This is a genomic window from Palleronia sp. (genome assembly GCF_042089775.1).
In the GTDB taxonomy this organism is placed as follows: Bacteria; Pseudomonadota; Alphaproteobacteria; order Rhodobacterales; family Rhodobacteraceae; genus Palleronia.
Genome location: NZ_JBELKF010000017.1, coordinates 20,978 through 43,495 on the forward strand (window position 1 = coordinate 20,978; position 22,518 = coordinate 43,495).

20 protein-coding genes are annotated in these 22,518 nt (G+C 67.4%); 12 read left to right on the forward strand and 8 right to left on the reverse strand.

Going from position 1 to position 22,518, the window contains the following annotated elements; genetic code table 11:
• Window positions 1-31: 31 nt before the first annotated feature.
• The 5 genes from ACFDS3_RS06650 (at window position 32) to ACFDS3_RS06670 (ending at window position 6,475) form a co-directional block, all read left to right on the forward strand.
• Window positions 32-856 (forward strand): aldo/keto reductase, encoded by an 825-nt coding sequence (locus ACFDS3_RS06650; protein WP_375261563.1) that lies wholly within the window; start codon window positions 32-34, stop codon window positions 854-856.
• 86 nt (window positions 857-942) lie between these two features.
• Window positions 943-1,866 (forward strand): NAD(P)H-dependent flavin oxidoreductase, encoded by a 924-nt coding sequence (locus ACFDS3_RS06655; protein WP_375261564.1) that lies wholly within the window; start codon window positions 943-945, stop codon window positions 1,864-1,866.
• A 73-nt stretch (window positions 1,867-1,939) separates the two neighbouring features.
• Window positions 1,940-5,155: a valine--tRNA ligase gene (locus ACFDS3_RS06660; RefSeq protein ID WP_375261565.1), complete on the forward strand. Its 3,216-nt coding sequence runs from the start codon at window positions 1,940-1,942 to the stop codon at window positions 5,153-5,155.
• Entirely contained in the window at window positions 5,152-6,270 is a 1,119-nt protein-coding gene (locus tag ACFDS3_RS06665) for a pyridoxal phosphate-dependent aminotransferase (RefSeq protein ID WP_375261566.1), read from the forward strand. Before ACFDS3_RS06660 ends, ACFDS3_RS06665 begins: the two co-directional genes overlap by 4 nt.
• Before the next feature lie 31 nt (window positions 6,271-6,301).
• Window positions 6,302-6,475: a hypothetical protein gene (locus ACFDS3_RS06670; RefSeq protein WP_375261567.1), complete on the forward strand. Its 174-nt coding sequence runs from the start codon at window positions 6,302-6,304 to the stop codon at window positions 6,473-6,475.
• Here ACFDS3_RS06670 and ACFDS3_RS06675 read toward each other — a convergent pair.
• Window positions 6,472-6,987 (reverse strand): GNAT family N-acetyltransferase, encoded by a 516-nt coding sequence (locus ACFDS3_RS06675; RefSeq protein ID WP_375261568.1) that lies wholly within the window; start codon window positions 6,985-6,987, stop codon window positions 6,472-6,474. The genes ACFDS3_RS06670 and ACFDS3_RS06675 overlap by 4 nt on opposite strands.
• Entirely contained in the window at window positions 6,984-8,180 is a 1,197-nt protein-coding gene (locus tag ACFDS3_RS06680; protein ID WP_375261569.1) for a pyridoxal-phosphate-dependent aminotransferase family protein, read from the reverse strand. Before ACFDS3_RS06680 ends, ACFDS3_RS06675 begins: the two co-directional genes overlap by 4 nt.
• Before the next feature lie 95 nt (window positions 8,181-8,275).
• On the opposite strand from ACFDS3_RS06680, the gene ACFDS3_RS06685 reads away from it, so the two are divergent.
• Window positions 8,276-9,007 carry a YgfZ/GcvT domain-containing protein gene (locus tag ACFDS3_RS06685; RefSeq protein ID WP_375261570.1) on the forward strand — a complete coding sequence of 244 codons (732 nt, stop codon included), beginning with the start codon at window positions 8,276-8,278 and terminating at the stop codon, window positions 9,005-9,007.
• 212 nt (window positions 9,008-9,219) lie between these two features.
• Here the strand turns inward: ACFDS3_RS06685 and efp are convergent, their stop codons facing one another.
• Window positions 9,220-9,783: an elongation factor P gene (gene efp, locus ACFDS3_RS06690; RefSeq protein WP_375261571.1), complete on the reverse strand. Its 564-nt coding sequence runs from the start codon at window positions 9,781-9,783 to the stop codon at window positions 9,220-9,222.
• A gap of 209 nt (window positions 9,784-9,992) precedes the next feature.
• Here efp and ACFDS3_RS06695 point away from each other — a divergent pair, with 209 nt between their 5' ends.
• From ACFDS3_RS06695 to ACFDS3_RS06710, 4 genes are all read left to right on the forward strand, one after another.
• A complete protein-coding gene (locus ACFDS3_RS06695) occupies window positions 9,993-10,310 on the forward strand; it encodes a DUF6280 family protein (protein ID WP_085852632.1) in 318 nt (105 codons plus the stop codon).
• 175 nt (window positions 10,311-10,485) lie between these two features.
• Window positions 10,486-11,319, forward strand: a complete 834-nt coding sequence (locus ACFDS3_RS06700; RefSeq protein ID WP_375261572.1) for a sulfite exporter TauE/SafE family protein — start codon at window positions 10,486-10,488, stop codon at window positions 11,317-11,319.
• A gap of 85 nt (window positions 11,320-11,404) precedes the next feature.
• Window positions 11,405-11,587, forward strand: a complete 183-nt coding sequence (locus ACFDS3_RS06705; protein ID WP_375261573.1) for a hypothetical protein — start codon at window positions 11,405-11,407, stop codon at window positions 11,585-11,587.
• Window positions 11,584-13,035, forward strand: a complete 1,452-nt coding sequence (locus tag ACFDS3_RS06710; protein WP_375261574.1) for a sodium:solute symporter family protein — start codon at window positions 11,584-11,586, stop codon at window positions 13,033-13,035. The genes ACFDS3_RS06705 and ACFDS3_RS06710 overlap by 4 nt, the downstream gene beginning before the upstream one ends.
• A gap of 4 nt (window positions 13,036-13,039) precedes the next feature.
• Here the strand turns inward: ACFDS3_RS06710 and cueR are convergent, their stop codons facing one another.
• From cueR to ACFDS3_RS06735, 5 genes are all read right to left on the reverse strand, one after another.
• Window positions 13,040-13,426 (reverse strand): Cu(I)-responsive transcriptional regulator, encoded by a 387-nt coding sequence (cueR, locus tag ACFDS3_RS06715; protein WP_375261575.1) that lies wholly within the window; start codon window positions 13,424-13,426, stop codon window positions 13,040-13,042.
• Between the two features lie 10 nt (window positions 13,427-13,436).
• On the reverse strand, window positions 13,437-15,917 hold the full coding sequence (locus ACFDS3_RS06720; RefSeq protein ID WP_375261576.1) for a heavy metal translocating P-type ATPase: 2,481 nt from the start codon (window positions 15,915-15,917) through the stop codon (window positions 13,437-13,439).
• A gap of 100 nt (window positions 15,918-16,017) precedes the next feature.
• Window positions 16,018-16,332 carry a response regulator gene (locus ACFDS3_RS06725; RefSeq protein WP_375261577.1) on the reverse strand — a complete coding sequence of 105 codons (315 nt, stop codon included), beginning with the start codon at window positions 16,330-16,332 and terminating at the stop codon, window positions 16,018-16,020.
• A 52-nt stretch (window positions 16,333-16,384) separates the two neighbouring features.
• Complete coding sequence (locus ACFDS3_RS06730) at window positions 16,385-19,837, reverse strand: chemotaxis protein CheB (protein WP_375261578.1); 3,453 nt, start codon at window positions 19,835-19,837, stop codon at window positions 16,385-16,387.
• Entirely contained in the window at window positions 19,830-20,327 is a 498-nt protein-coding gene (locus ACFDS3_RS06735) for a PAS domain-containing protein (protein ID WP_375261579.1), read from the reverse strand. The genes ACFDS3_RS06730 and ACFDS3_RS06735 overlap by 8 nt, the downstream gene beginning before the upstream one ends.
• A gap of 248 nt (window positions 20,328-20,575) precedes the next feature.
• Here ACFDS3_RS06735 and ACFDS3_RS06740 point away from each other — a divergent pair, with 248 nt between their 5' ends.
• A complete protein-coding gene (locus tag ACFDS3_RS06740) occupies window positions 20,576-21,052 on the forward strand; it encodes an NUDIX hydrolase (protein WP_375261580.1) in 477 nt (158 codons plus the stop codon).
• A gap of 13 nt (window positions 21,053-21,065) precedes the next feature.
• Window positions 21,066-22,514, forward strand: a complete 1,449-nt coding sequence (locus ACFDS3_RS06745; RefSeq protein WP_375261581.1) for an inorganic phosphate transporter — start codon at window positions 21,066-21,068, stop codon at window positions 22,512-22,514.
• The last annotated feature ends 4 nt before the right edge of the window (window positions 22,515-22,518 follow it).

Consider the following 22,518-nt stretch of genomic DNA (forward strand, 5'->3'; position numbering starts at 1 on the left):
GTTCCGTCGCCGACAGATCAAGGAGACATCCATGCCCATCAAGCACATCGGCCCCGCCAGGATTCCGAACCTCGGCCTCGGCACGTTCCAGACCGACGCCGGCAAGACCGCCGAGATCGTGGAACAAGCGCTGAAGGAGGGGTACCGCCACATCGACACCGCCCAGGCCTACGGCAACGAGGCCGAGGTCGGCGAGGGCATCCGCGCCTCCGGCGTGCCCCGCGACGAGATCTTCCTGACGACCAAGATCATGCCCGACCGCCATGCCGCCGACGACTTCCGCAAGGCCGCGGAAGAGTCGCTCGAGGCGCTCGACGTCGGCCATATCGACCTGCTGCTCCTGCACTGGCCCTCGAAATCCGTCCCGCTGAAGGAAACGCTCCCGGTGCTCGACGCGCTGATCGACGAGGGCCACGTCCGGTTCGGCGGCGTGTCGAACTTCACCATCGCGCATCTCGAAGAGGCGAAGTCGGTGATGAACCACCCGATCGCCGCGAACCAGGTCGAGTTCCACCCCTTCGTCGACCAGCGCAACCTGATGGCCGCGCTCGACGCGATGCAGATCCCGTGGGAGGCCTACTCCCCCCTCGCCCGCGGCAACGTGCTGCAGGACGACACGATGAAAGAGATCGCCGCGGCGCATGACGCGAACCCCGCGCAGATCTCGGTGGCGTGGATCCTCGCCAAGGGCGGCGTGGCCATTCCCAAGACGGCGAACAAGGACCGCCTGGCCGACAACCTCGCCTCGGCCCAGATCAAGCTGTCGGACGACGAGATCGCCCGCATCGACGGTCTGCGGCAAGGGAACGGCCGCCTGATCTCGCCCGACAACATGGCGCCCGACTGGGACGACTGAACCCGCCCGACCAGGAACCCGACGCCGCGTCGGGCTTGGCGTCCTCCCGCCCGCACCGCTAGATGGCGGCAACGAGGGAGGACGCCATGCCGCAACCATTCGACAATCTTCGCATTCCCGCCATCGCGGCCCCGATGTTCCTGACGTCGGGGCCCGATCTGGTGGTCGAATGCTGCCGGTCAGGGATCCTGGGCACCTTCCCCGCCCTGAACCAGCGCACGACCGAAGGCTTCGGCGACTGGCTGACCCAGATCGAAGAGCGCCTGTCCCAGGTCGAGAACCCAGCCCCCTACGGCGTCAACATCATCGTCCACGGGTCCAACAAGCGGGTGCAGCCCGACCTCGAACTCTGCGTGAAGCACAAGGTGCCGCTGGTCATCACCTCGCTCGGCGCGGTGAAAGAGGTGGTGGACGCGGTGCACTCCTATGGCGGCAAGGTGTTCCACGACGTCATCAAGACCCGCCATGCCGAAAAGGCCGTCGAGGCCGGCGTCGACGGGTTGATCGCCGTCTGCGCGGGCGCGGGCGGGCACGGCGGCACCCTGTCGCCCTTCGGCTTCATCCCGGAGATCCGCTCGTTCTTCGACGGAGCCATCGCCTTGTCCGGCGCGATCTCGACCGGCGCGCATATCGCCGCCGCCCGCGCGATGGGGGCGGATCTCGCCTATCTCGGCACCCGCTTCATCGCGACCGAGGAAAGCATGGTGAGCCAGGCGAACAAGGACATGGTCGTCGGCTCGAAAACCAACGACATCCTCTACACGCCAAGGGTCTCGGGCGTGAACGCCAACTTCATGCGCGCCTCCATCACCGCCGCCGGTCTCGATCCCGACGACCTGCCCGACCACGGCCCGATGGACATGGGCAACGAAGCCCGCGCGTGGAAGAACATCTGGTCCGCGGGCCACGGCGTCGCCGCCATCGACGACATCCTCCCCGCCGCCGAATTGTGCGACCGTCTCGCGCAGGAATACCGCGACACCTGCGCCATGCTCGCCCGCGATGCCTGACCCGCTGAAGGCGGCTTTCCCTCGCCCGGATCAGGCGTTATCCACCTCGCGACCCGAGACCGAGGATGATCCCATGCCGATGGAGAAAACCTTCGACGCCGCCAGCGCCGAATCCCGCATCTACGAACTCTGGGAGCGTGAAGGCTGCTTCGCCGCAGGCGCGAACGCCAAACCCGGCGCCGAGACGTTCTCGATCATGATCCCGCCGCCGAACGTGACGGGCTCGCTCCACATGGGCCACGCCTTCAACAACACGCTCCAGGACATCCTGGTGCGATGGAAGCGGATGCAGGGCTATGACACGCTCTGGCAGCCCGGCACCGACCACGCCGGCATCGCCACCCAGATGGTGACCGAACGCGAGATGGCCGCCAACGGCGAACCCACAAGGACCGAGATGGGCCGCGAGGCGTTCCTCGACCGCGTCTGGCAGCAGAAGAAGAAGTCACGCGGCACGATCATCGGGCAGCTCAAGCGCCTCGGCGCCTCGGCCGACTGGTCGCGCGAGGCGTTCACCATGGGCGGCGCGCCGGGCGACCCGGACGCGCGCGAGGGGCAGCAGGATTTCCACGCCGCCGTGATCCGCACCTTCGTCGAGTTCTACGACAAGGGCATCATCTATCGCGGCAAGCGGCTGGTGAACTGGGACCCGCATTTCGAGACGGCGATCTCGGATCTCGAGGTCGAGAACATCGACCAGCAGGGCCACATGTGGCACTTCAAGTATCCGCTCGCCGGCGGTGCCACCTACACCTATGTCGAGAAGGACGAGGACGGGAACACCCTCTTCGAGGAAGAGCGCGACTACATCTCGATCGCGACCACCCGGCCCGAAACCATGCTGGGCGACGGCGCCGTCGCAGTTCATCCATCGGATGAACGTTACGCCCCAATCGTCGGACAACTCTGCGAAATTCCGGTCGGACCCAAGGAACACCGCCGCCTGATCCCGATCATCACCGACGAATATCCCGACCCCACCTTCGGCTCGGGCGCGGTCAAGATCACCGGCGCGCACGACTTCAACGACTACGGCGTCGCAACCCGCAACAACATCCCGCTCTACGCGCTGATGGACACCCGCGCCCGGATGCGAGAGGACGGCCTGCCCTATGCCGAGGCCGCCGAGATGGCCGGCCGCATCGCCCGTGGCGAGATCGCCCCGCCCGCCGACGCGACCCCGATCAACCTCGTCCCCGACGCCTATCGCGGCCTCGACCGCTACGAGGCGCGTGCGAAGGTCGTGGAAGAAATCACGGCCGAAGGCCTCGCCGTCATGGTCCAGACGACCGACCCGCGCCTTGGAAAGGCGGCCGCCAAGGCCCCGAAAGAGACCGAGGAAGGCAGCGAGATCCGCAGCGACGACCTCGTCCCGCTGGTCGAGGAAAAGCTGATCACCCAGCCCTTCGGCGACCGCTCCAAGGTGGTGATCGAGCCGATGCTGACCGACCAGTGGTTCGTGGACGCCGCGCAGATCGTCGGCCCCGCCATCGACGCCGTCCGCACCGGCCAGCAGCGGCCCGCGGAGTCGACCGAGGGCACCCGCATCCTCCCCGAGCGTGACGCCAAGGTCTATTTCCACTGGCTGGAAAACATCGAGCCGTGGTGCATCTCGCGCCAGCTCTGGTGGGGCCACCGGGTTCCGGTCTGGTACGGCATCGACCTGCACACGTCGAGCTTCCGCGACGACGAGGGCGACGACGCGCTGGACGAGGTCGAGCTGCTGTCGCTCCTGACCAAGGACCACCTCGTCCATACCGGCGACCGTCACCACTGCGCCGCCGCCTTCGACGGGATCGTCGATCCGTTCCGCGACGACCTCGCCAGCCTGCCCCACCCGCTGAACACCGCGCGCGTGGTCGAGGTCGAGGACCGCGAGGCCGCCGTCCATGCGCTGGCTACCTCGCTGGCCGAATACAATGTCAGCCAGGACTCCACCAAGCTGATCTATCCGGTCTGGCGCGACCCCGACGTGCTCGACACCTGGTTCTCCTCCGGCCTCTGGCCGCTGGGCACGCTGGGTTGGACCGGCGACCCCGACACGGACGCGCAGAACGAGGCGCTGCAAAAATACTTCCCGACCTCGGTCCTCGTCACCGGGTTCGACATCATCTTCTTCTGGGTCGCCCGGATGATGATGATGCAATACGCGATGGTGGACGAGAAACCCTTCCACACCGTCTACGTCCACGCCCTTGTCCGCGACGAGAAGGGGCGGAAGATGTCGAAGAGCCTGGGCAACGTCATCGATCCGCTGACGCTGATCGACGAATACGGCACCGACGCGGTGCGTTTTACGCTCGCCTCGATGGCCGCCATGGGCCGCGACCTGAAGCTGTCGAAGGACCGTGTCGCCGGCTATCGCAATTTCGGCACCAAGATCTGGAACGCCTTCCGCTTTGCCGAGATGAACGGCGTCCGACACGGCTCCGACAAGAGTCATACGGATCTCCTACAGAAGTATCACGACGCTCAGACGACCAACCGCTGGATCCTCGGTGAGCTTGGCCGCACCCGCGACACGGTGCAGGAGGCGCTCGACGACTACCGCTTCAACGACGCGGCGAACACGCTCTACGCCTTCGTCTGGGGCCGGGTCTGCGACTGGTATGTCGAGCTGGCCAAACCCCTGTTCGAGGGCGACGCGGCCGAAGAAACCCGAGAAGTCATGGGCTTCGTCCTCGACCAGTGCCTGGTCCTGCTGCACCCCTTCATGCCCTTCGTCACCGAAGAGCTGTGGGGCCAGGCCGACCGCGACACCCGCCTCGTCCATGCCGACTGGCCGACCTACACGGCCTCGGACATGATCGACCCTGACGCCGACCGCGAGATGTCCTGGGTCATCGGCCTGATCGAGCAGATCCGCTCGGTCCGGGGCGAGATGAACGTGCCGGCCTCCCTGAAAGCCCCGCTTTTGCTGGTGGAACTGGACGAAACGGGCCGCACCGCGTTCGAGCGCAACCGCGCCCTGATCGAGCGTCTGGCACGGCTTGGCGAGGTCGGCGAGGGCCCCGCGCCCAAGGGCGCCATGGTCCTGCCGGTGCAGGGCGGCTCCTTCGCGCTGCCATTGGCGGACATCATCGATGTCGAGGCCGAGAAGGCCCGGATCGAGAAGGCGCTCGGCAAGCTCGACAAGGATATTCGCGGCCTCGAAGGGAGGCTCAAGAACCCCAAGTTCCGCGAAAGCGCCCCCGAGGACGTCGTGGTCGAGACCGAGACCCTGCTGAATGAGAAGGCCGCCGACCGCGCGCGTCTGCGCGACGCCGAGGCGCGGCTGGCCGAGATATGACCGACCCGCGCCTGACCGCGCTTGCGGCGTCGCTTCCTGCCACGGTGCCCTTCGTCGGCCCCGAAACGCAGGAGCGCGCCGCAGGTGCGAGATTCAGGGCGCGGCTCGGCGCCAATGAAAGCGTCTTCGGCCCCTCGCCGAAGGCGATCGAGGCAATGCAGCAGGCCGCGGCCGAGGCGTGGATGTATCCCGACCCCGAAAGCCACGACCTGCGTCATGCGCTGGCTGCGCATACCGGTGTCGCGCCCGGAAACATCGTGATCGGCGCCGGGATCGACGGGCTTCTGGGCTCGTTGGTCCGGCTGACGGTCGCGCCGGGCGACCCGGTGGTGACGAGCGACGGTGCCTATCCGACCTTCAACTACCACGTCACGGGCTACGGCGGCCGGCTGCACCGGGTGCCTTACCGCGATGACCATGAAGACCCCGACGCCCTGATCGCCGCCGCGCACGAAACCGGCGCAAAGGTGATCTACCTGTCGAACCCCGACAACCCGATGGGCACGTGGCACAAGGCCGAGCGCATCGCCCGGATGATCGAGGACCTGCCCGATTGTTGCCTCCTGATCCTCGACGAGGCGTATCTGGAGTGTTCCGACGAAGATACGGCCCCTCCGATCAACCCCGCCGACCCGCGCGTGATCCGGATGCGGACCTTTTCGAAGGCCTACGGGATGGCCGGGTGCCGCGTGGGCTATGCCATCGGCGACGAGACCCTGATCGGCGCCTTCGGCCGCGTGCGCAACCATTTCGGCCTCAGCCGGATCAGCCAGGCAGGTGCGCTCGCCGCGCTGTCGGACCAGCCCTACCTACGAGAGGTTCAGGCGAAAATCGCGGACGCGCGTGACCGCATCGTCCGGATCGGGGCCGAGAACGGGCTGACCGCCCTCCCCTCGGCGACGAACTTCGTGGCGCTCGACCTCGGCAGAGACGGGGCGCGGACGCGCGCCGTTCTGGCCGCGCTGGCCGAGGCGCGGATCTTCACGCGGATGCCGGGGGTTGCGCCGCTGGACCGGTGCCTGCGCGTCTCGTGCGGGACGCCCGTGGATCTGGACGTCCTCGCAGAGGCGTTACCGCAAGCGCTGAACCAAGGGCGCATAGCGGGTTTGACATGACAACGCGCGCGCCCCGCACGAGATTACGCCCATGGATCGACAACCCGCCCCCGATTTCACGAAGGCCTTCCTGGTGTCCCTCGCGCCGCTGGTGTTCATCGCGCTGGTCGCCGTCTGGGTCATCCTCGGTCTTCTGGGCGCGCTCGGGGTGTCGTACTTTGCCGATAAGGGCATAACCCTGCTCGGGCGCCGCATGGGCGCCTAAGGGCCGGTCGACGCTCCCGCCCCCAACGCCCGCTGCATCAGGACCGAATCCACCCAACGCCCGAACTTGAAGCCGACGGCCTCAAGCGTGCCGACATTGCGGAACCCCATCGCCGCGTGCAGGCCGATTGAGGCAACGTTTCCGCTATCGCCGATCACTGCGATCATCTGCCGCCACCCGTCCCGTTCGCAGCGGGCGATCAGCTCGGACATCAGCGTCCGCGCGACGCCCAGGCCCCGCGCCGCCGCGTCGACATAGACCGAGCATTCGACCGCATAGCGATAGGCCGGCCGAGGACGGTATGAACTGGCATAGGCGTAGCCGGCGACGTGGTCGTCCCGTTCGGCCACCAGCCACGGCAGCCCCAAGGCGACGACCGCTTGCCGGCGCGCCTCCATCACTGGCGTGCCGGGCGGCACCTCCTCAAAGCTGGCCAGCCCCCGCAGCACCTCGCTGGCATAGATCGCCTGCACGGCCACCATGTCCTCGGGGCGCGCGTCACGGACGATCATCCCGCGGCACAGACCTCTGCCGCGACCTGCACGGCGGCGTCGCCGTGGGGGATGTCGCAGGCGGTCAGGCCAGCCTCGATCACGGCAAGCGTGCCCAGCACCATATGCGCGTTCACGTGGCCCATGTGGCCGATGCGGAACCAGCCACCGGCGTCGGGGCTGCCTGGCTCGGCCATGCCAATCCCCAGCCCCAGCGTCACACCGGCTTGCGCATGCGTCCAGGCACGCAGACGGTCGGCCCGGTCCTGCCCGAGATACAGGCACGTCACGGCATTACTGCGCGCGCCTTCGGGGGCGTTCATCCGCAGCGGACCGCCCTCGCCCCAGCGGGTGCAGGCAGCACGCACGGCATCGGCGAGGACCACGTGACGGTGCCAGACAGCCTCAATCCCCTCGTCCACTATGAGGTCGAGCGCAGCGCGCAGGGCATAGAGGTGATGCGTCGGCGCGGTGCCTCCGAAGCGGTGATAGAACATCTGCGGGTCGAGCCGCGGCGCCCAATCCCAATATGGGCTGACCGTATCGCCAAGCCGCTGCCGCACCGCCCGCGCCTTGTCGTTCACCCAAAGGAACCCGATGCCCGGCGGGGTCATCAGCCCCTTCTGGCTGGCCGCAAGCAGGACATCCACGCCCCACGCGTCCATCTCGAACCGGTCGCAGCCGAGCGAGGCGATCGTGTCCGCCATCAGGAGCGCCGGGTGTCCCTCTTCGTCCAGCACACGGCGCAGTGCTGCGATGTCGGAGCGCACGCCTGTCGCCGTGTCGACATGGACCGCGAGCACGGCGCGGATCTTGTGGTCGGCATCGTCGCGCAGGACCTCGCGAACGCGCTCGGGGTCGATCGGGCTGGCAAGGCCGAAGTCGATCATGCGCAGCTCGGCGCCCAGGCGGCGCGCGTTTTCGGCCCAGCCATAGCCGAAGCGACCCGTGGCGGGCACCAGCACCGCATCGCCCGGGGACAGGACGTTGGCCAGCGCCGCTTCCCACAGCCCGTGGCCGTTCGAAATGTAGATTGCCACCGGCGCGGTAGTCCGCGCGACGGCGGACAGGTCGCGCTCGCAGGCAAGGGTAAGGTCGACGACCTCGCCCTCGTAGATGTTGACGGACCCCCGGCTCATGGCACGGATGACGCTCTCGGGCGGGACCGAGGGACCGGGGATTGCGATGTAGGGGCGACCGTTGGAAAGACTCATGGGGCAGGCGTAGGACCACCGCGTGAGGCCGTCAATATCTTGACCTATCGCCTTTGCACGACGACCTGTTGCGCGACCCATGAACGGAGCCGCCCATGTCCCGCCGCGTCATTTCGATCACCGGAACCGAGCGCACTGACTTCCTGCAGGACCTCGTCACCAACGACGTCACCAAGCCCGACCGGCTGAGCTATGCCGCCCTCCTGACGCCGCAGGGGAAGTACCTGTTCGACTTCTTCGTCTCGCACGGAGGCGACGCGCTGCTGATCGACGTGGCCGAGGACATGGCCGAGGCGCTGACCCAGCGGCTGACCATGTACCGCCTGCGCCGCAAGCTGGCGATCGAGCTGACGGACCTTGCCGTGTCGCGCGGCACCGGCACCCCGCCCGAGGGCGCCCTGCCCGACCCGCGCCACACCGACCTCGGCTGGCGCCGCATCGACCGCGAGGGGGCCGACGACGGCACCGCCTGGGACGCGCTGCGGGTTGCCCTGACCGTGCCCGAAAGCGGCGTTGAGCTGGTTCCGAACGATAGCTTCATCCTCGAGATGGGGTTCGAGCGGCTTCACGGCGTGGACTTCCGCAAGGGCTGCTATGTGGGGCAGGAAGTTACCGCCCGCATGAAACACAAGACCGAGCTGAAGAAGGGGCTCGTGACGGTGGACGTCGAGGGCGACGCCCCCGTGGGCACGCCGATCACGGCCGAGGGCAAAGCGGTCGGCACACTCTACACCCAGTCAGGCGGCCGCGGGCTGGCCTGGCTGCGGTTCGATCGCGCAGGCACCGGCATGGAAGCCGGCGACGCGCGCGTGTCGTGGCAGGGCTGAGGCCCCGCCCCCTTCACCGGCGCCAAACCCGCAGGGTATAGCGGCGGTCGCGTTGCGGGCCAGAGGAGCGGGTCGGGATGACGATGCTCAGATCGCGAAGGCGATGCAAGGCGTAGCACGGAGACCGCAGCTTGCCTTCCACAGGCCAGATCAGCCTTGGCCGCAGCCGCGCGCGAGGGCGGCGGGGCCTGACGATCAGGCCCCGTGCCGGTTCACGCGCGTTCGGAGTATTCCATCGTGGTGGTGTCGACGATGATGTCCTCGTCCTGTCCCACGAAGGGCGGGACCATGACCTTGACGCCGTTGTCGAGGATCGCCGGCTTGAACGAGTTCGCGGCCGTTTGGCCCTTCACCACCGGCTCCGTCTCGACGACCTTGCACTGCACCTTCTGCGGCAGCGTCGCGTTCAGCGCCTCGGCGTCGTAGTATTCGACCTGGATCGTCATGCCGTCCTGCAGGAAGGGGCGACGCTCGCCCAGGATCTCGGCGGGCAGCTCGACCTGCTCAAAGGTCTCGTTGTCCATGAAGACCAGCATCCCGTCGGTTTCGTAGAGAAACTGCTGGTCCTTCTGCTCGAGGCGCACGCGCTCGACCTTGTCGGCGGACCGGAAGCGTTCGTTCAGCTTCGAGCCATTGCGCAGGTTGCGCATTTCGACCTGGGCAAAGGCACCGCCCTTGCCGGGCTTGACATGATCGACCTTGACGGCGGCCCACAGACCGCCGTTGTGATCCAGGACGTTGCCGGGCCGGATCTCGTTTCCGTTAATCTTGGGCATGGGTAAAACCTTGGGGCGAGCTTGATGACTTCAAGGCGATGCCTATATCTGCAGCCAAGAAGCCGCGCAACACGGCCATCCCGGGCTGAACGCCCTTGCCTTGCGAACCGGGCATATGGGGTATTCCGAAAACGCATAACACATCGTGTCGCAAATCTTTCATAAGGCGCGTCACGTCCACCGCTAAGACCAAAAACAAGGAACGACGAATGGCCGACTTCGTTGATGGAACCGCATTCAACCACGAGCAAGGCAATCGCGCGCGGAAATTGTTTGCGGCCGTCGTTCTCGCTGCGCTCGACGATGCGATCGCAGACGACAAGAAATATGGCAACGGTCCCGAGCAGATCGCCCGCTGGGCACGCTCGCGCGATGGTCGCGAAGTTCTCAGCTGCGCTGGCATCGATCCGAACGAGCGTGTCGTGTCGGGCCTGATGGAGTTCGTGCGCAAGGGCGTCCGGACCTCTGTCGCGCTCAGCCGCGAAGAGAGCGAGCGTCGCAACGCCGCACAGGCCGAAGCCGCCTGATCAGAATTCGCGGGTGATCGAATTGCCCGCAGCTTTTCAAGAAGCGCCGTGGTTATCCCCGCGGCGCTTCTTCGTTTGTGGAGAGGGCGTCGGCAAGATCGCCGATTGACGCGCTATCCCCGAAGGGCGAGGAACACCTTCGCAGCCGGCGATGGCAACTCGGGAAAGGGCCGACATGGACGGACAACTGGCGACACTCGTTTCGACCATCGCGTTGCCGGCCGTCCTTGCCGGCGTGTTCGGCGGCGTGCTGGCCGGGCTTCTCGGCGTCGGCGGCGGGATCGTCATCGTCCCCGCGCTCTACTTCGCCCTGTCCCTGACCGAGATGGATCCGGCCCAGGTTATGCAGGTGTCCGTGGGCACGTCGCTCGCCACGATCATCTTCACCTCGCTCAGTTCGTCCTTCGGACACTATCGCCGCGGCGCCATCGACTTTGACCTCCTCAAGCTCTGGGGCCCGTCGATCCTGGTCGGCGTGGTGATCGGCGGCGTCGTGGGCGGATTGGTATCGGGCTTTGCGCTGATCGCCGTCTTCGCCGTGGTGGCCCTGGTCGTCGCAGCCGACATGATCCTGCGCGGCGGCGGAGAGATCGACAGCCCGCGCAGCTTCTCCAAACCGGTCTGGGCGGTCTTCGGCGTGTTCGCTGGCGCGATCTCGGCCATGATGGGCATCGGCGGGGGTACGGTTTGCGTCCCGCTCCTCAGCTTCCTCGGCTATGAGATCCGGCGCGCGGTCGGCACCTCTGCTGCCATCGGCTTCATCATCGGCCTGCCCGGCGCGATCACCTACGTCCTCACCGGCATCGGGAACGAAGGGCTGCCGCCCCTGTCGCTGGGCTATGTGAACCTTGCCGCGGCGATCATCATCATCCCCCTGACGGTGCTCTTCGCGCGGGTCGGCGTCGCCATCGCGCACCGCATCCCGCGCCGGGCGCTGCGCCTGACCTTCGGCCTGTTCCTGCTGGTGACCTCGCTAAGGATGTTCATCGACCTTTTCCAGGCGATCTGATCCCTTCCCCAAGGCCTAGCGAGCTGCGCCGTTTGTCGCTAAGTCGGTTCCCGATACCGTGAGAACCGGAGTGCAACGCAGACCGATGTCCCGTAGAATCGCCCTCGCCCTTGTCGGCGTCGTCATTCTCGCCTGCTACGCGTTGCCCTACCTGCTGTTGGGTCAGGTCGCCGCGTGGTGGGGCAGCTTCCTCTTCTGGATCCTCGCCGGCCTCGCGGTGATCGTGCTCAACATCTTCGCGACCCGCGGGTGGGAGGACGGCGAATGAGCACCTCTCTCGTCCTCTGGGGCGTCGTCATCTATGTCGTCCTTGCCTGTGTCGTCGCCTGGATCTCGCGCCGGGGGCCGCGCGACGTCACCGCGACGATGTCCGAGTATTTCCTTGGCGGCCGCACCCTTGGCGGAGTCCTGTCGGCCTTGTCTTACTCGGCCACCACATATTCGGCCTTCATGATGGTCGGGCTGGCCGGCCTGACCTATCGCGGCGGCGTCGGCGCACTGGGATTCGAGATCGTCTATTTCGCCGGCGTCTCGCTCATCGCGATCTTCGGTCGACGGTTCTGGCGCGCGGGCAAGCGCCACGGCTTCGTCACCCCGTGGGAGATGCTGGGCCACCGCTACGGCTCTCCATTCGTCGCCGTGGCTGCCGGCGTCGTGAGCCTCGTGTTCCTGATCCCCTATTCGGCCGTTCAGCTGTCGGGCGTGGGCTACCTGCTGGCGGGGATGACCGGCGACGCGATCCCCTTCGCCGTTGGGATCGTGCTGGCGACCGTGCTGGCCATCGTCTTTGCCTTCGTCGCCGGCATCCGCTCGGTCGTGTGGACCGACAGCCTTCAGGCGCTGGTGATGATGGTCGCGTCCCTCATCGTGGGCGTGCTGGTGGTGTCCGAGCTTGGCGGCTTCTTCACAATGTTCCGCACCATCGCCGAGACGCGCCCCGAGATGCTGCAGGTTCCCGGTCCCGGCCTTTTCAGCTTCACGACCTTCCTTGGCCTGACGCTGCCGTGGTTCTTCTTCTCGATCTCGAACCCGCAGGTCAGCCAGCGCCTGTTCATGCCGGCCTCGCTCGGCGCGCTGAGGCGGATGCTGCTGATCTTCCTCTGCTTCGGGCTGGTCTACACCGTCATCTCGGTCGTCTGGGGCTTTTCGGCGCTTGTTGCCTTCCCCGATCTCGACAACGCCGACCGCGCCACCGCTCGGCTGTTGTCGTCCGACCTCGTGCCGCCGGTCCTGGGCGTGGCGGTGATGATCGGCATCCTTGCCGCCGCCGTTTCGACCATCGACTCGATCCTGCTGACGCTATCGTCGATCTTTGCCCGCGACGTCTGGGGCAACCTCGGCGGCGGGACGGCGGATGCCAGCCAGCTGAAGGTCGGCAAGATCGTGATCCCGGCGATTTCGATCCTCGCGCTGATCTTTGCGGCGATGGAGATCTCGCTGATCGCGATCCTGTCCGTCGCCGCCTCGGCCGGGCTGGTGGTCGCGGTGCCGGCCATCGTCGGCGCGTTCTTCTGGCGGCGGGGGACGGCGGCCGGAGCGCTCGCTTCGATCATCGGCGGGGCCGCGTTCGTCGGGTGGATGTACGCGACTGGCAACGCCCTCTGGGGCCTCAACGCCGGCGTGCTCGGCCTGCCCGTCGCGGCGATCCTCTTCGTAGGTGTCAGCCTCGCGACGAAGCCGTCGGCGCGGCAGACGACCGAGGGCTATATCGGCTGAAGGATCACGCCCCGGCGATGCTTTGCAGGATCGGACAGTCGGGGCGGTGGTCGCCGGCACAGCGGTCCACCAGGTCCGACAGCGTCGCCCGCATATCCTGCAAGGCTGCGATCCTGGCGTCGATCTCGGTCAGGTGCCCGCGGGCGAGCGACTTCACGTCGGCCGAAGCGCGGCTGTCGTCCTCCCACAGGGACAGGAGCGTGCGGCAATCCTCGATGGTGAAGCCAAGCGCACGGGCGCGGCCGAGGAAGGCCAGCTTGTGCACGTCCGCCTCGCGAAACGCCCGGTAGCCATTCGCATCGCGCGGCGGCGTGACGAGGCCGATCTCTTCGTAGTAGCGGATGGTCTTGGCGGGCAGGCCTGCGCGGGCCCCGGCTTCCTTGATGTTCATCGTGTGCTCCTCATTCGGCGGGGGCAGCGACGGGGGCTGCGGTGCGGGGGCGGTCCTTCGGTGTCGGGGCGCCGATGCGCATGGTCCTGAGGCGAAGCGCGTTCGTCAGGACGAAGACGCTCGACAGCGCCATGGCGCCGGCGGCCAACATGGGCGACAGCAGGTGCCCTGTCACCGGCCAAAGCACACCGGCCGCGACCGGCACCAGAGCGGTGTTGTAGGCAAAGGCCCAGAACAGGTTCTGGCGAATGTTGCGCATGGTACGGCGGCTGACCTCGACCGCGTTCGCCACGCCCGCCGGGTCGCCGGACATCAAGACCACGTCCGCCGTCTCGATGGCGACGTCCGTCCCGGTGCCCATGGCGATGCCCACATCGGCCGCCGCCAGCGCGGGGGCGTCGTTGATGCCGTCGCCGACGAAGGCCACGGGTCCGTGCAGGCCGATCAGCGCGTCGACCTTGCCGTCGGGCATGACCTCGGCCGCGACCTCGTCGATCCCGAGATCCCGCGCGATCGCCCGCGCCGTCGCCTCGGCATCGCCTGAGATCATCGCCACCCGCAGCCCCCGCACCTTCAGCGCCACGATTGCCTCGCGGGCACCGCGCTTGACCGGGTCGGCCACGCCGATGACGGCCGCGATCTGCCCGTCCACAGCAACGAACAGCGGCGTGCGCCCGGCCTCGGCGATGCCAGCCGCAGCCGCATCCAGCGTGTCGGTCGTGACCGCCTCGCGCGCCATCAGCCGCGCCGCCCCGACCAAGACGTCGGCGCCGTCCACACGCGCACGCGCACCAAGGCCGGTGAGGCTTTCGAACCCCTCGGGCGCGGCAACAGGCAGCCCGCGCGTCTCGGCGCCGCGCAGGATGGCGCGGGCGATGGGGTGCTCGGACGACCGCTCGACCGCCGCCGCAAGGGCCAGCGTCCGGTCGGCGTCTGCCCCCTCGGCCGGGATCAGGTCGGTCAGTTCGGGGCGCCCTTCGGTCAGTGTGCCGGTCTTGTCGAAGGCGACGGTGGCCACCTCTTGCAGGCGCTGTAGTGCGTCGCCCTTGCGGAACAGCACGCCCAGTTCAGCCGCGCGGCCGGTCCCGACCATGACCGAGGTCGGCGTCGCCAACCCCATCGCACAGGGGCACGCGATGATCAGGACCGACACGCCCGAGACGAGCGCAAAGCCGAGCGCCGGGTCCGGCCCGACCATGAGCCACACCAGAACCGTCAGCACCGCCACGCCCAGCACGGCCGGCACGAACCAGCGGACGACACGATCCACGACGCCCTGGATCGGCAGCTTGGCACCTTGCGCGTCCCGCACCATTCGCACGATGCCGGCCAGCACGGTCGCCTCGCCCACGGCCGTCGCGCGCAGGGTCAGGGCACCGGTGCCGTTAACCGTACCGCCCGTCACCACCGCGCCGGGGGCCTTTTCCACCGGCAGCGGCTCGCCCGTCAGCATCGACTCGTCCACGAAGGACCGCCCCTCGATCACCTCGGCGTCGACCGGCAGGCGCTCGCCTGGGTGAACCAGCACGCGGTCGCCGGGCGCGACATCGGCCAGCGGGACCTCTTCGATACGGCCGTCGCGCTCAACCCGCGCGGTGCGGGGCTGCAGGCCAATCAGCGTGCGGATCGCGGCGCCGGTGCGGCCCTTGGCACGCGCCTCCATCCAGCGGCCCAGCAGGATCAGCGTGACGATCACGCCCGCCGCCTCGTAATAGACCGCGACGCTGCCGGGCGGCAGCAGGCGGGGCGCGAAGGTCGCGACGGTGGAATAGCCCCATGCGGCAAGCGTGCCGAGCGCGACGAGCGAGTTCATGTCGGGCGCGCCCTTCAACAGCGCCGGCAGGCCCTTGGTCAGGAACCGCCGACCCGGCCACGCGAGAACCAGCGTGATCAGCAGGAATTCCGCGACCCACAGCCCCGTGACCCCGTGAAGCGCGTGGCCGAAGGACGGAAGCAGATGGCCGCCCATCTCGACCAGGAAGACCGGCAGAGTCAGGGCGCCTGCGATGATGGCGTCCCGCGCGAGCGTGTGCGCCTCGGCCGCGTTGCGATCGGGGGCGTCGGGTTCGCTCGTCGCTTGCGGTCGGGCGGGATAGCCCGCTTCGCCGGCTGCGCGGGCCAGAGTTTCGGGCGTGGTCGCGCCGGTCAGGATGTCGATTGACGCGGTGCCCGAGGCGAGGTTCGCCCGCGCGTCCAGAACGCCCGGCACGGCCTTTAGCGCACGCTCGACCCGACCGATGCACGACGCGCAGGACATGTCGTCCACGTCCAGCACCAGCGTCGTAGATTCGGCCGGATAGCCCGCTTCGGAGAGGGCGTGTGCGATGTCGGGCAAGGCCGCCTCGCCGGGCTCAACCCGCGCGGTTTCGGTGGCGAGGTTGACCTCGGCTGAACGGACGCCCGGCACGGACAGAATGGCCCGTTCGGCACGGCCGACACAGGATGCACAGGACAGATCCTGCACGCGGATTGTCACGATAGGCGCGCTCATTGGGGGCCTCGGTCGTTGCGTTACGGGCAACAGATGGGGCTTCCAGTTACGGGAAGGTCAAGAGCCTTCGGCAGATTTCCTGTCGGTCCAGCGCAAGGAATTAGGGGGCGGCGGCCAGCTCGCTCAGCACGGCGCGGATGGCGCGGCTGTCAATCGGCTTCGGGCAGTGGCGCGCGCGCGGAAAGCGCGATGCCACGTCGTCCTCGATGATATGACCAGAATGGAAAATCAGCGGCACGCCCCGCTCTCTCAGCCGTTCCGCGACGGGGAACACGTCTCCGTCGCGCAGACGCACATCAAGGACGGCGGCCACAAAATCGCCGTCGACCTTGGCCAGCGCCATGTCGACACGCGCGAAGGGGCCGGCGACGCGGTATCCTGCTTCCTCGATCATGATCTTCACGTCGAGTGCCACGATTGGCTCGTCCTCACACAAAAGAACCGTTCCGCGCTCTGAGGGCGTCATGTTAAGCGTGTCTTTCATATATCAATCGAGTCCTGCGCTTTTCGGGCCGCCTTTTGATCTCGATCCGCCCATCGACCTGCGCCGCGGACATCTGCATCAACGTTGAGCCGAAACCTGTAGCCTCGTTATCTGTGTGAACGACCGGCGCGTCGTAGTGTTCCACCCAATCGAGCTGGACCTGCCCGTCGTCACCAGAACGCCACGTCACGTCCAACCACCCCTTCGTGGGCCCCAGAACGCCGTACTTGGCAGCGTTCGTCGCCAATTCGTGGAACATCAGCGACAGGGTCGTCAGGGTTTCGGGCGTCACCGCGACAGGGGGGCCATCCACCTCGATCCGGGCGTGGCCGTCGAAAGGTTCGATGGCGCTGCGCACCGCGTCGCCCAGGGTCAGCACCGTGCCTACGGGGGCCTGGTGGGTCAGGCTGTGGGACCGGGCTAGCGCGCCGATCCGCGCGGTGACGCCGTCGACAAGCTCGCGCACGGACCCCGCCGACATGCCGGCAATGCGGACGATGCCCGAGATGATCGAGAACAGGTTCTTCACCCGGTGGTTCATCTCGTGCAGCATGATCTCGCGCACGCGCTTGGCCTCTTCGGCCTCGGTGACGTCGAAGAGCACGCCCAGCGTTCGCCGTCCTTGGCTGCGGGCGATCCGACGGCCGACCATGCGTACGCTGCGCTGGCTGTGGGGGCCGTTGGCCTGCTCGAACGTCAGGCCGAAGGGCAGCACGGTGCTGTCCTCGTGCAGGGTTTCGTCCGCAGCCTCGCGCCTGTCCGCCGGCACCCGCTGCAGAAATGTCTCGAGCGGCATCTCTTCAAAGTCGAGCCCCAGCAGCCCCATCGCCGTGTGGTCGAAATGGATGTGCCGGCCGTTGCGCGACAGCTCCCACACGCCCAGCTCGGCAACGTCGAGCGCAAGGCGCAGGCGCTCTCCTTCGGTGCGCAGGTCGTCCTCAAGCTGCAGCGCCTCGGTCAGTTCGCTGAAGACCAGCGTCACGCCGTCGATCTTGCCGTCGCGGTCGCGATAGGGCGTGACCATCAGCGCCCACGTGCGTTGCGCGGCGCTGTTATGCACCTGCAGGCGCCGAACTTCGCCAGCCGAGACGACGTCCTCGATGGCGTCGAGGACATCGGCCGGCTCGTCGACGTTGCACGTCATCTCGGACAGGGGGCGGCCGCGGTCGCCCGCGCGAAGGGGATAGATCGAAAGGATCGCGTCGGTGAAGTTCCGGATCTTGCGGTCGAGGTCGAGCACCACCAGCGGCAGCGCGGTCGAGGAAAAGAAGTTCGACAGGTCGGCATTGGCCACCGACAGCTCGTCCACCTTGTCCTTCAATTCGTCGTTGACGGTCGCAAGCTCTTCGTTCGTCGACTGGAGCTCCTCGTTCATCGACATCATTTCTTCGTTCGAGCTTTTCAGCTCTTCGTTCGCCGTCTCGAGCTCTTCGACCGTGGTGTGCAGCCGCGCGCGGGTCGACCGCAGTTCGTCCTCCAGGCTCTGGACATGACTGTCGCCCGAGGGGACCTCCTCGATGTCGTCCTCGCCCACCGGTTCGAACCGGTCGCGCTCGCGGAAGACCAGCAGGACGGTGCCGTCCTTCAGCGGGTCCGCGATCAGGTCGAACGGCTGGCGTCCGAATTCCGAGATCGCCATGAGGTCGCGGCTGATCGTGCGCCGCCGGGATTGCGCAGTCTGCCGCACGGCAGACGAGACCGCCTCGCGCACACCCGGCCGCGCAATCGAAGGGGCATAGTGTGTGCCCCGCTCGCCCGGCGTAATCTCGAGGTAGCGACCGAGCTTGCCGGTCGAGGCCAGAACCTCGCCCTGCCCCGTCACGAGCAGTGTGGGCGGGCCGTACGCTTCGAGGATCCGCTCGGTCGCCGCATTGTCGGACCACGCCACCCGCGTCGCCGGCCGATCCTCGCCTCCGCTGCGCCGGCGGGTGCGGCGGTGGTCGGACCGGCTGCGCAGTTGCAGCGGGTATTCGGGCCGCGCGTCATTGCGTTCGAAGATGCGGGCCTGCTGGTCGACCGGGTGGAACAGGTGGTTGTTGCGGCCAAGGGTCTCGGACGGGCCGAGGAACAGCTTGCCTCCCGGCCTGATCGAGTAGTGAAAGATCGGCAGGACCGCAGCCTGCAACTGATCGTCGAAATAGATCAGCAGGTTTCGGCAGGACAGCAGGTCGATGTTCGAAAACGGCGGGTCCCGCACGAGGCTGTGGACGGAAAAGCGGATCATGTCCCGGATGCGCGAGGCAATCTGGAAATTCCCGTCGTGCGCGACAGTATAGAAGTCGCGCATGTCCTCGGGAACGTCGGCCAGCGCGGCCTGCGGATAGACTCCGTCCCGCGCGATTCGGAGCATCCGCTCGTCGATATCCGTGGCGAACACCTGAATGTCGATGCTGCGCCGTTGCAGCCGGACCTCTTCGGCAAAGAGCATGGCGATGGAGTATGCTTCCTCGCCGCTCGAACAGCCGGGCACCCAGACGCGCACCTCTTCGCTGTCCGACGTCTCGACCAGCGGCTTGATGACGTGGCGGCGCAGGGCCTCGAAATGCTCGGTATCGCGGAAGAAGCGTGTGACGTTAATGAGGAGTTCGCGAAACAGGGTCTCGCACTCGTCCGGCTTCGACCGGATGTGGCGCAGGTAGGCGCCGGCGTCCTGCAGGTCGAGGACCTGAATGCGCCGCTGCACGCGCCGCGCAAGGGTCGATTTCTTGTAGCCTGAAAAGTCGTGCCCCGCCGTGGTCCGCACCACTCCGCAAATTTCGTCAAGCGTTTCCTCGACGGTGCGGGCAAGCTCGCCGCCCTCGCCGTCGACCCCCGCCTTCAGGAAGAACTGCTGGAGGGACTCGACGATGGCCTCGGGCGGCAGGACGAAATCCACCAGCCCGGTGGCCTGGGCCGAAGTCGGCATTCCGTCATACTTGGCGGTGTCGGGCTCTTGCACCACACATACGCCGCCAAGCTCCTTGATCGCGCGCAGCCCGGCGCTGCCGTCGGCCCCCGTGCCCGACAGGATCACGCAGGCCGCGTTGCGCGCCTGATCCCCGGCAAGGCTTTCGAAGAAGTCGTCGATCGGCCGACGCAGGCCGCGCGGCTGGGCGAACTCGGTCAGGATCAGCCGGCGGTCCTTGATCGACAACCCTTTGCCCGGCGGGATGATGTGGACCGTCCCGGCCTCGACCGTCTCGCCATTGGTCGCCTGCCGCACCGTCAGCGAGGTATGCCGGGCCAGAAGCTCGGCCAGAAGGCTCTCGTGGTTGGGGTCGAGGTGCTGGATCACGACGAAGGCAAGCGGGCAGTCGGGGCCTGCGCAGCTCAGCATTTCGCGCAGGGCCTCAAGGCCGCCCGCCGAGGCGCCGACGCCCACGACGAACAGGCCCCGGCTTTCGCTGCTGTCCATCTGCATCTCCAGTCGCCTGTGGACGACGCCGTCCTTACTCATCGAGGTTCAGCCGTGCGAGCATGGCGATCGAGTTGAAGATGGCCCGCGCCGAGTCCTCCATCGCCAGGCCGAACTGTTGCCCCATGACCTGCAAGTCCGCCAGGTTGCGCGACAGCCTCTCGTCGTTCGACCGGAGCGCCTTGCGCTGCTCCGCCGTCGTCATATCGAACTGTGAGGCCAGAATGAAACGTGCGGCCCCGTCGCGGCTGCGCAGGCGCGTCATGAAGACGAGGTTGTGAAATGTCGAGCCGTCCTTGCGGTAGTTGAGGATCGCGAAGCGCCCGTCATCCCGCGCCGGATCGTGCACGAAGTCGTGCAGCGCCGCCTGTGACTCGGCGCTCGTCTCCAGGCCCTGCAACAGACGGCAGTTGCGGCCCTCGACCTCCTCGCGGTCATACCCGGTGAGATTGCAGAACCCCCGGTTCGCCAGAGACAGCGGCACGTCGTCCTCGGCGGAGGACACCGTGAGCGCGATCTTGGAGTTCAGCATGTACCGTTCGAGATTTTCCGGCAGTCTTGGAACCAATCGGGTCGAGCCTCATTGACCTTGGCCTGTCTCTCAGGCGCGTTCGCTGGAATGTAGGGGACCGCCGTCCCGCGTCCAACACGTTCGTAACTGCAGGCGCATGGCCCTCGGGCCGCCACCTTGGTCAACCCTACGTCAACCAGATTGCCTTACGGCAAGACGGGACCTATCCTTTCTTGTTTAGGGTGCAGAGTCAGGCGGAGTGAGGTCAAATGTTGTACGATATCGTGACCGACTACATTCTGCCGATGCTGCGGCGGCCCGCCTACTACCAGTCCGCCGCTTTGTGCTGGCGGATCAAGGATGACGTGCCGCAGGTCTTGCTGCTGACCTCGCGCGAGACGCGCCGCTGGGTTCTGCCGAAAGGTTGGCCGAAGACCGGGCTGAGCGCTGCCGAAACCGCGGCCGAAGAGGCCTGGGAGGAATCCGGCGCCCGTCTGAAGGGGCCGGGCGAGCTTGTCGGCCGCTACTGCTACCGCAAGCGCCTCAAGGGCGGCGTTCCGGTCAACACCGAGGTGGACGTCTTCGCCTTCCGCGCCTTGTCCCTCGACGACGACTTCCCCGAGCGCGACGAGAGAGAGCGGGTTTGGGTCGCTCCCGAAGAAGCCGCACGCCTCGTGGACGAGCCCGAGCTGTCCGACATCCTGTCGGCCTTCCGCCCCGACAACGCTCTGATCTCCGTCGCATGATGCGATCCGATCGGTGAGCCACCGGGGCGAAACGGAGCGCTGGACCGGTCTGGACAAGGACCTGAAGCGCGTCACTCGGGTCGAGGCCGCGGCGATGTTCGTCTCGCGCCCCCTGGTGGGCCTGGGGATCGGGCTGTTCCTGATCGCCCTCGCCGCGCTCGCCGCCGGGATCGTCACCCCCTCGGGTTCAAGCCTCGTCGTGCTGGCCGCTGCGTTCGGCGCTTACATGGCGCTGAACATCGGCGCCAACGACGTCGCCAACAACATGGGACCCGCGGTCGGCGCCAAGGCGCTTTCGATGACGGGCGCCATCGCAATCGCCGCCATCTGCGAAAGCGCCGGCGCACTTCTGGGCGGGTCGCACGTGGTCGCGACCATTTCGCGCGGCATCGTCGGTCCGGCCAGCTTCCAAGGCCCCGAAGCGTTCACCCTGACCATGATGGGCGGATTGCTGGGCGCCGCGGTCTGGGTGAACATCGCCACCTGGATCGGCGCGCCGGTGTCGACGACCCACTCCATCGTGGGCGGTGTGCTTGGGGCCGGCGCGGCGTCCGCGGGGGTCGCGGCCGTCTCCTGGAGCACCATAGCGGTCATCGCGCTCAGCTGGGTGGCGGCGCCGATCCTGGGCGGGGTCGTCGCAGCCCTGGTGCTGGCCGGGGTCTATGCAGCGATCATCGACCGCAGGGACCGGGTGGCGGCTGCGCGATTATGGGTGCCGGTCCTGATCGGCATCATGGCGGCGGCGTTCTCGACCTATCTCGCCATGAAGGGGCTGAACCCCGCGGTCCGGTCGAGCCCGGGTCGCGCACTGATCGTCGGGCTGCCGGTGGGGTTGCTCGCGGCGCTCGCCTCCCGCCCGTTCGTCGAGCGCGCCGGAGAGAGCGCCTCGCTCGATACACTGTTCCGCCTGCCGCTGATCGTTTCGGCGGCGCTGCTATCCTTTGCCCACGGGGCCAATGACGTGGCCAATGCCGTGGGCCCGCTGGCCGCGATCGTCGGGGCCGAGGCGTCGGGCACCGTGCCGTTCGCGGTCCCGGTCCCGCTCTGGGTCATGGTGATCGGCGCCGCGGGGATCAGCTTTGGCCTGATCCTGTTCGGGCCGCGCCTCATCCACATGGTCGGCAAGCAGATCACCAAGCTGAACCCGATCCGGGCCTGCTGCGTGGCCCTCGCGGCGGCCGTGACCGTGATCGGGGCGTCGTGGCTGGGTCTGCCGGTCAGCTCGACCCACACCGTGATCGGCGGGCTTTTCGGCGTCGGCTTCTACCGCGAATGGCGCGCCGACCGAAAACTGGGCCGACCGCGCGTGCAGGACGGCCTGCTCGCCCGCGAAGAGCGCCGCCGCCGCAAGCTGGTGCGCCGGTCGCATTTCATGACCATCGTCGCCGCCTGGGCGATCACAGTTCCCGCCGCGGCCCTGCTTTCGGCACTCGCCGTCCAGGTGCTGCACAGGCTGGCCTGAAGCG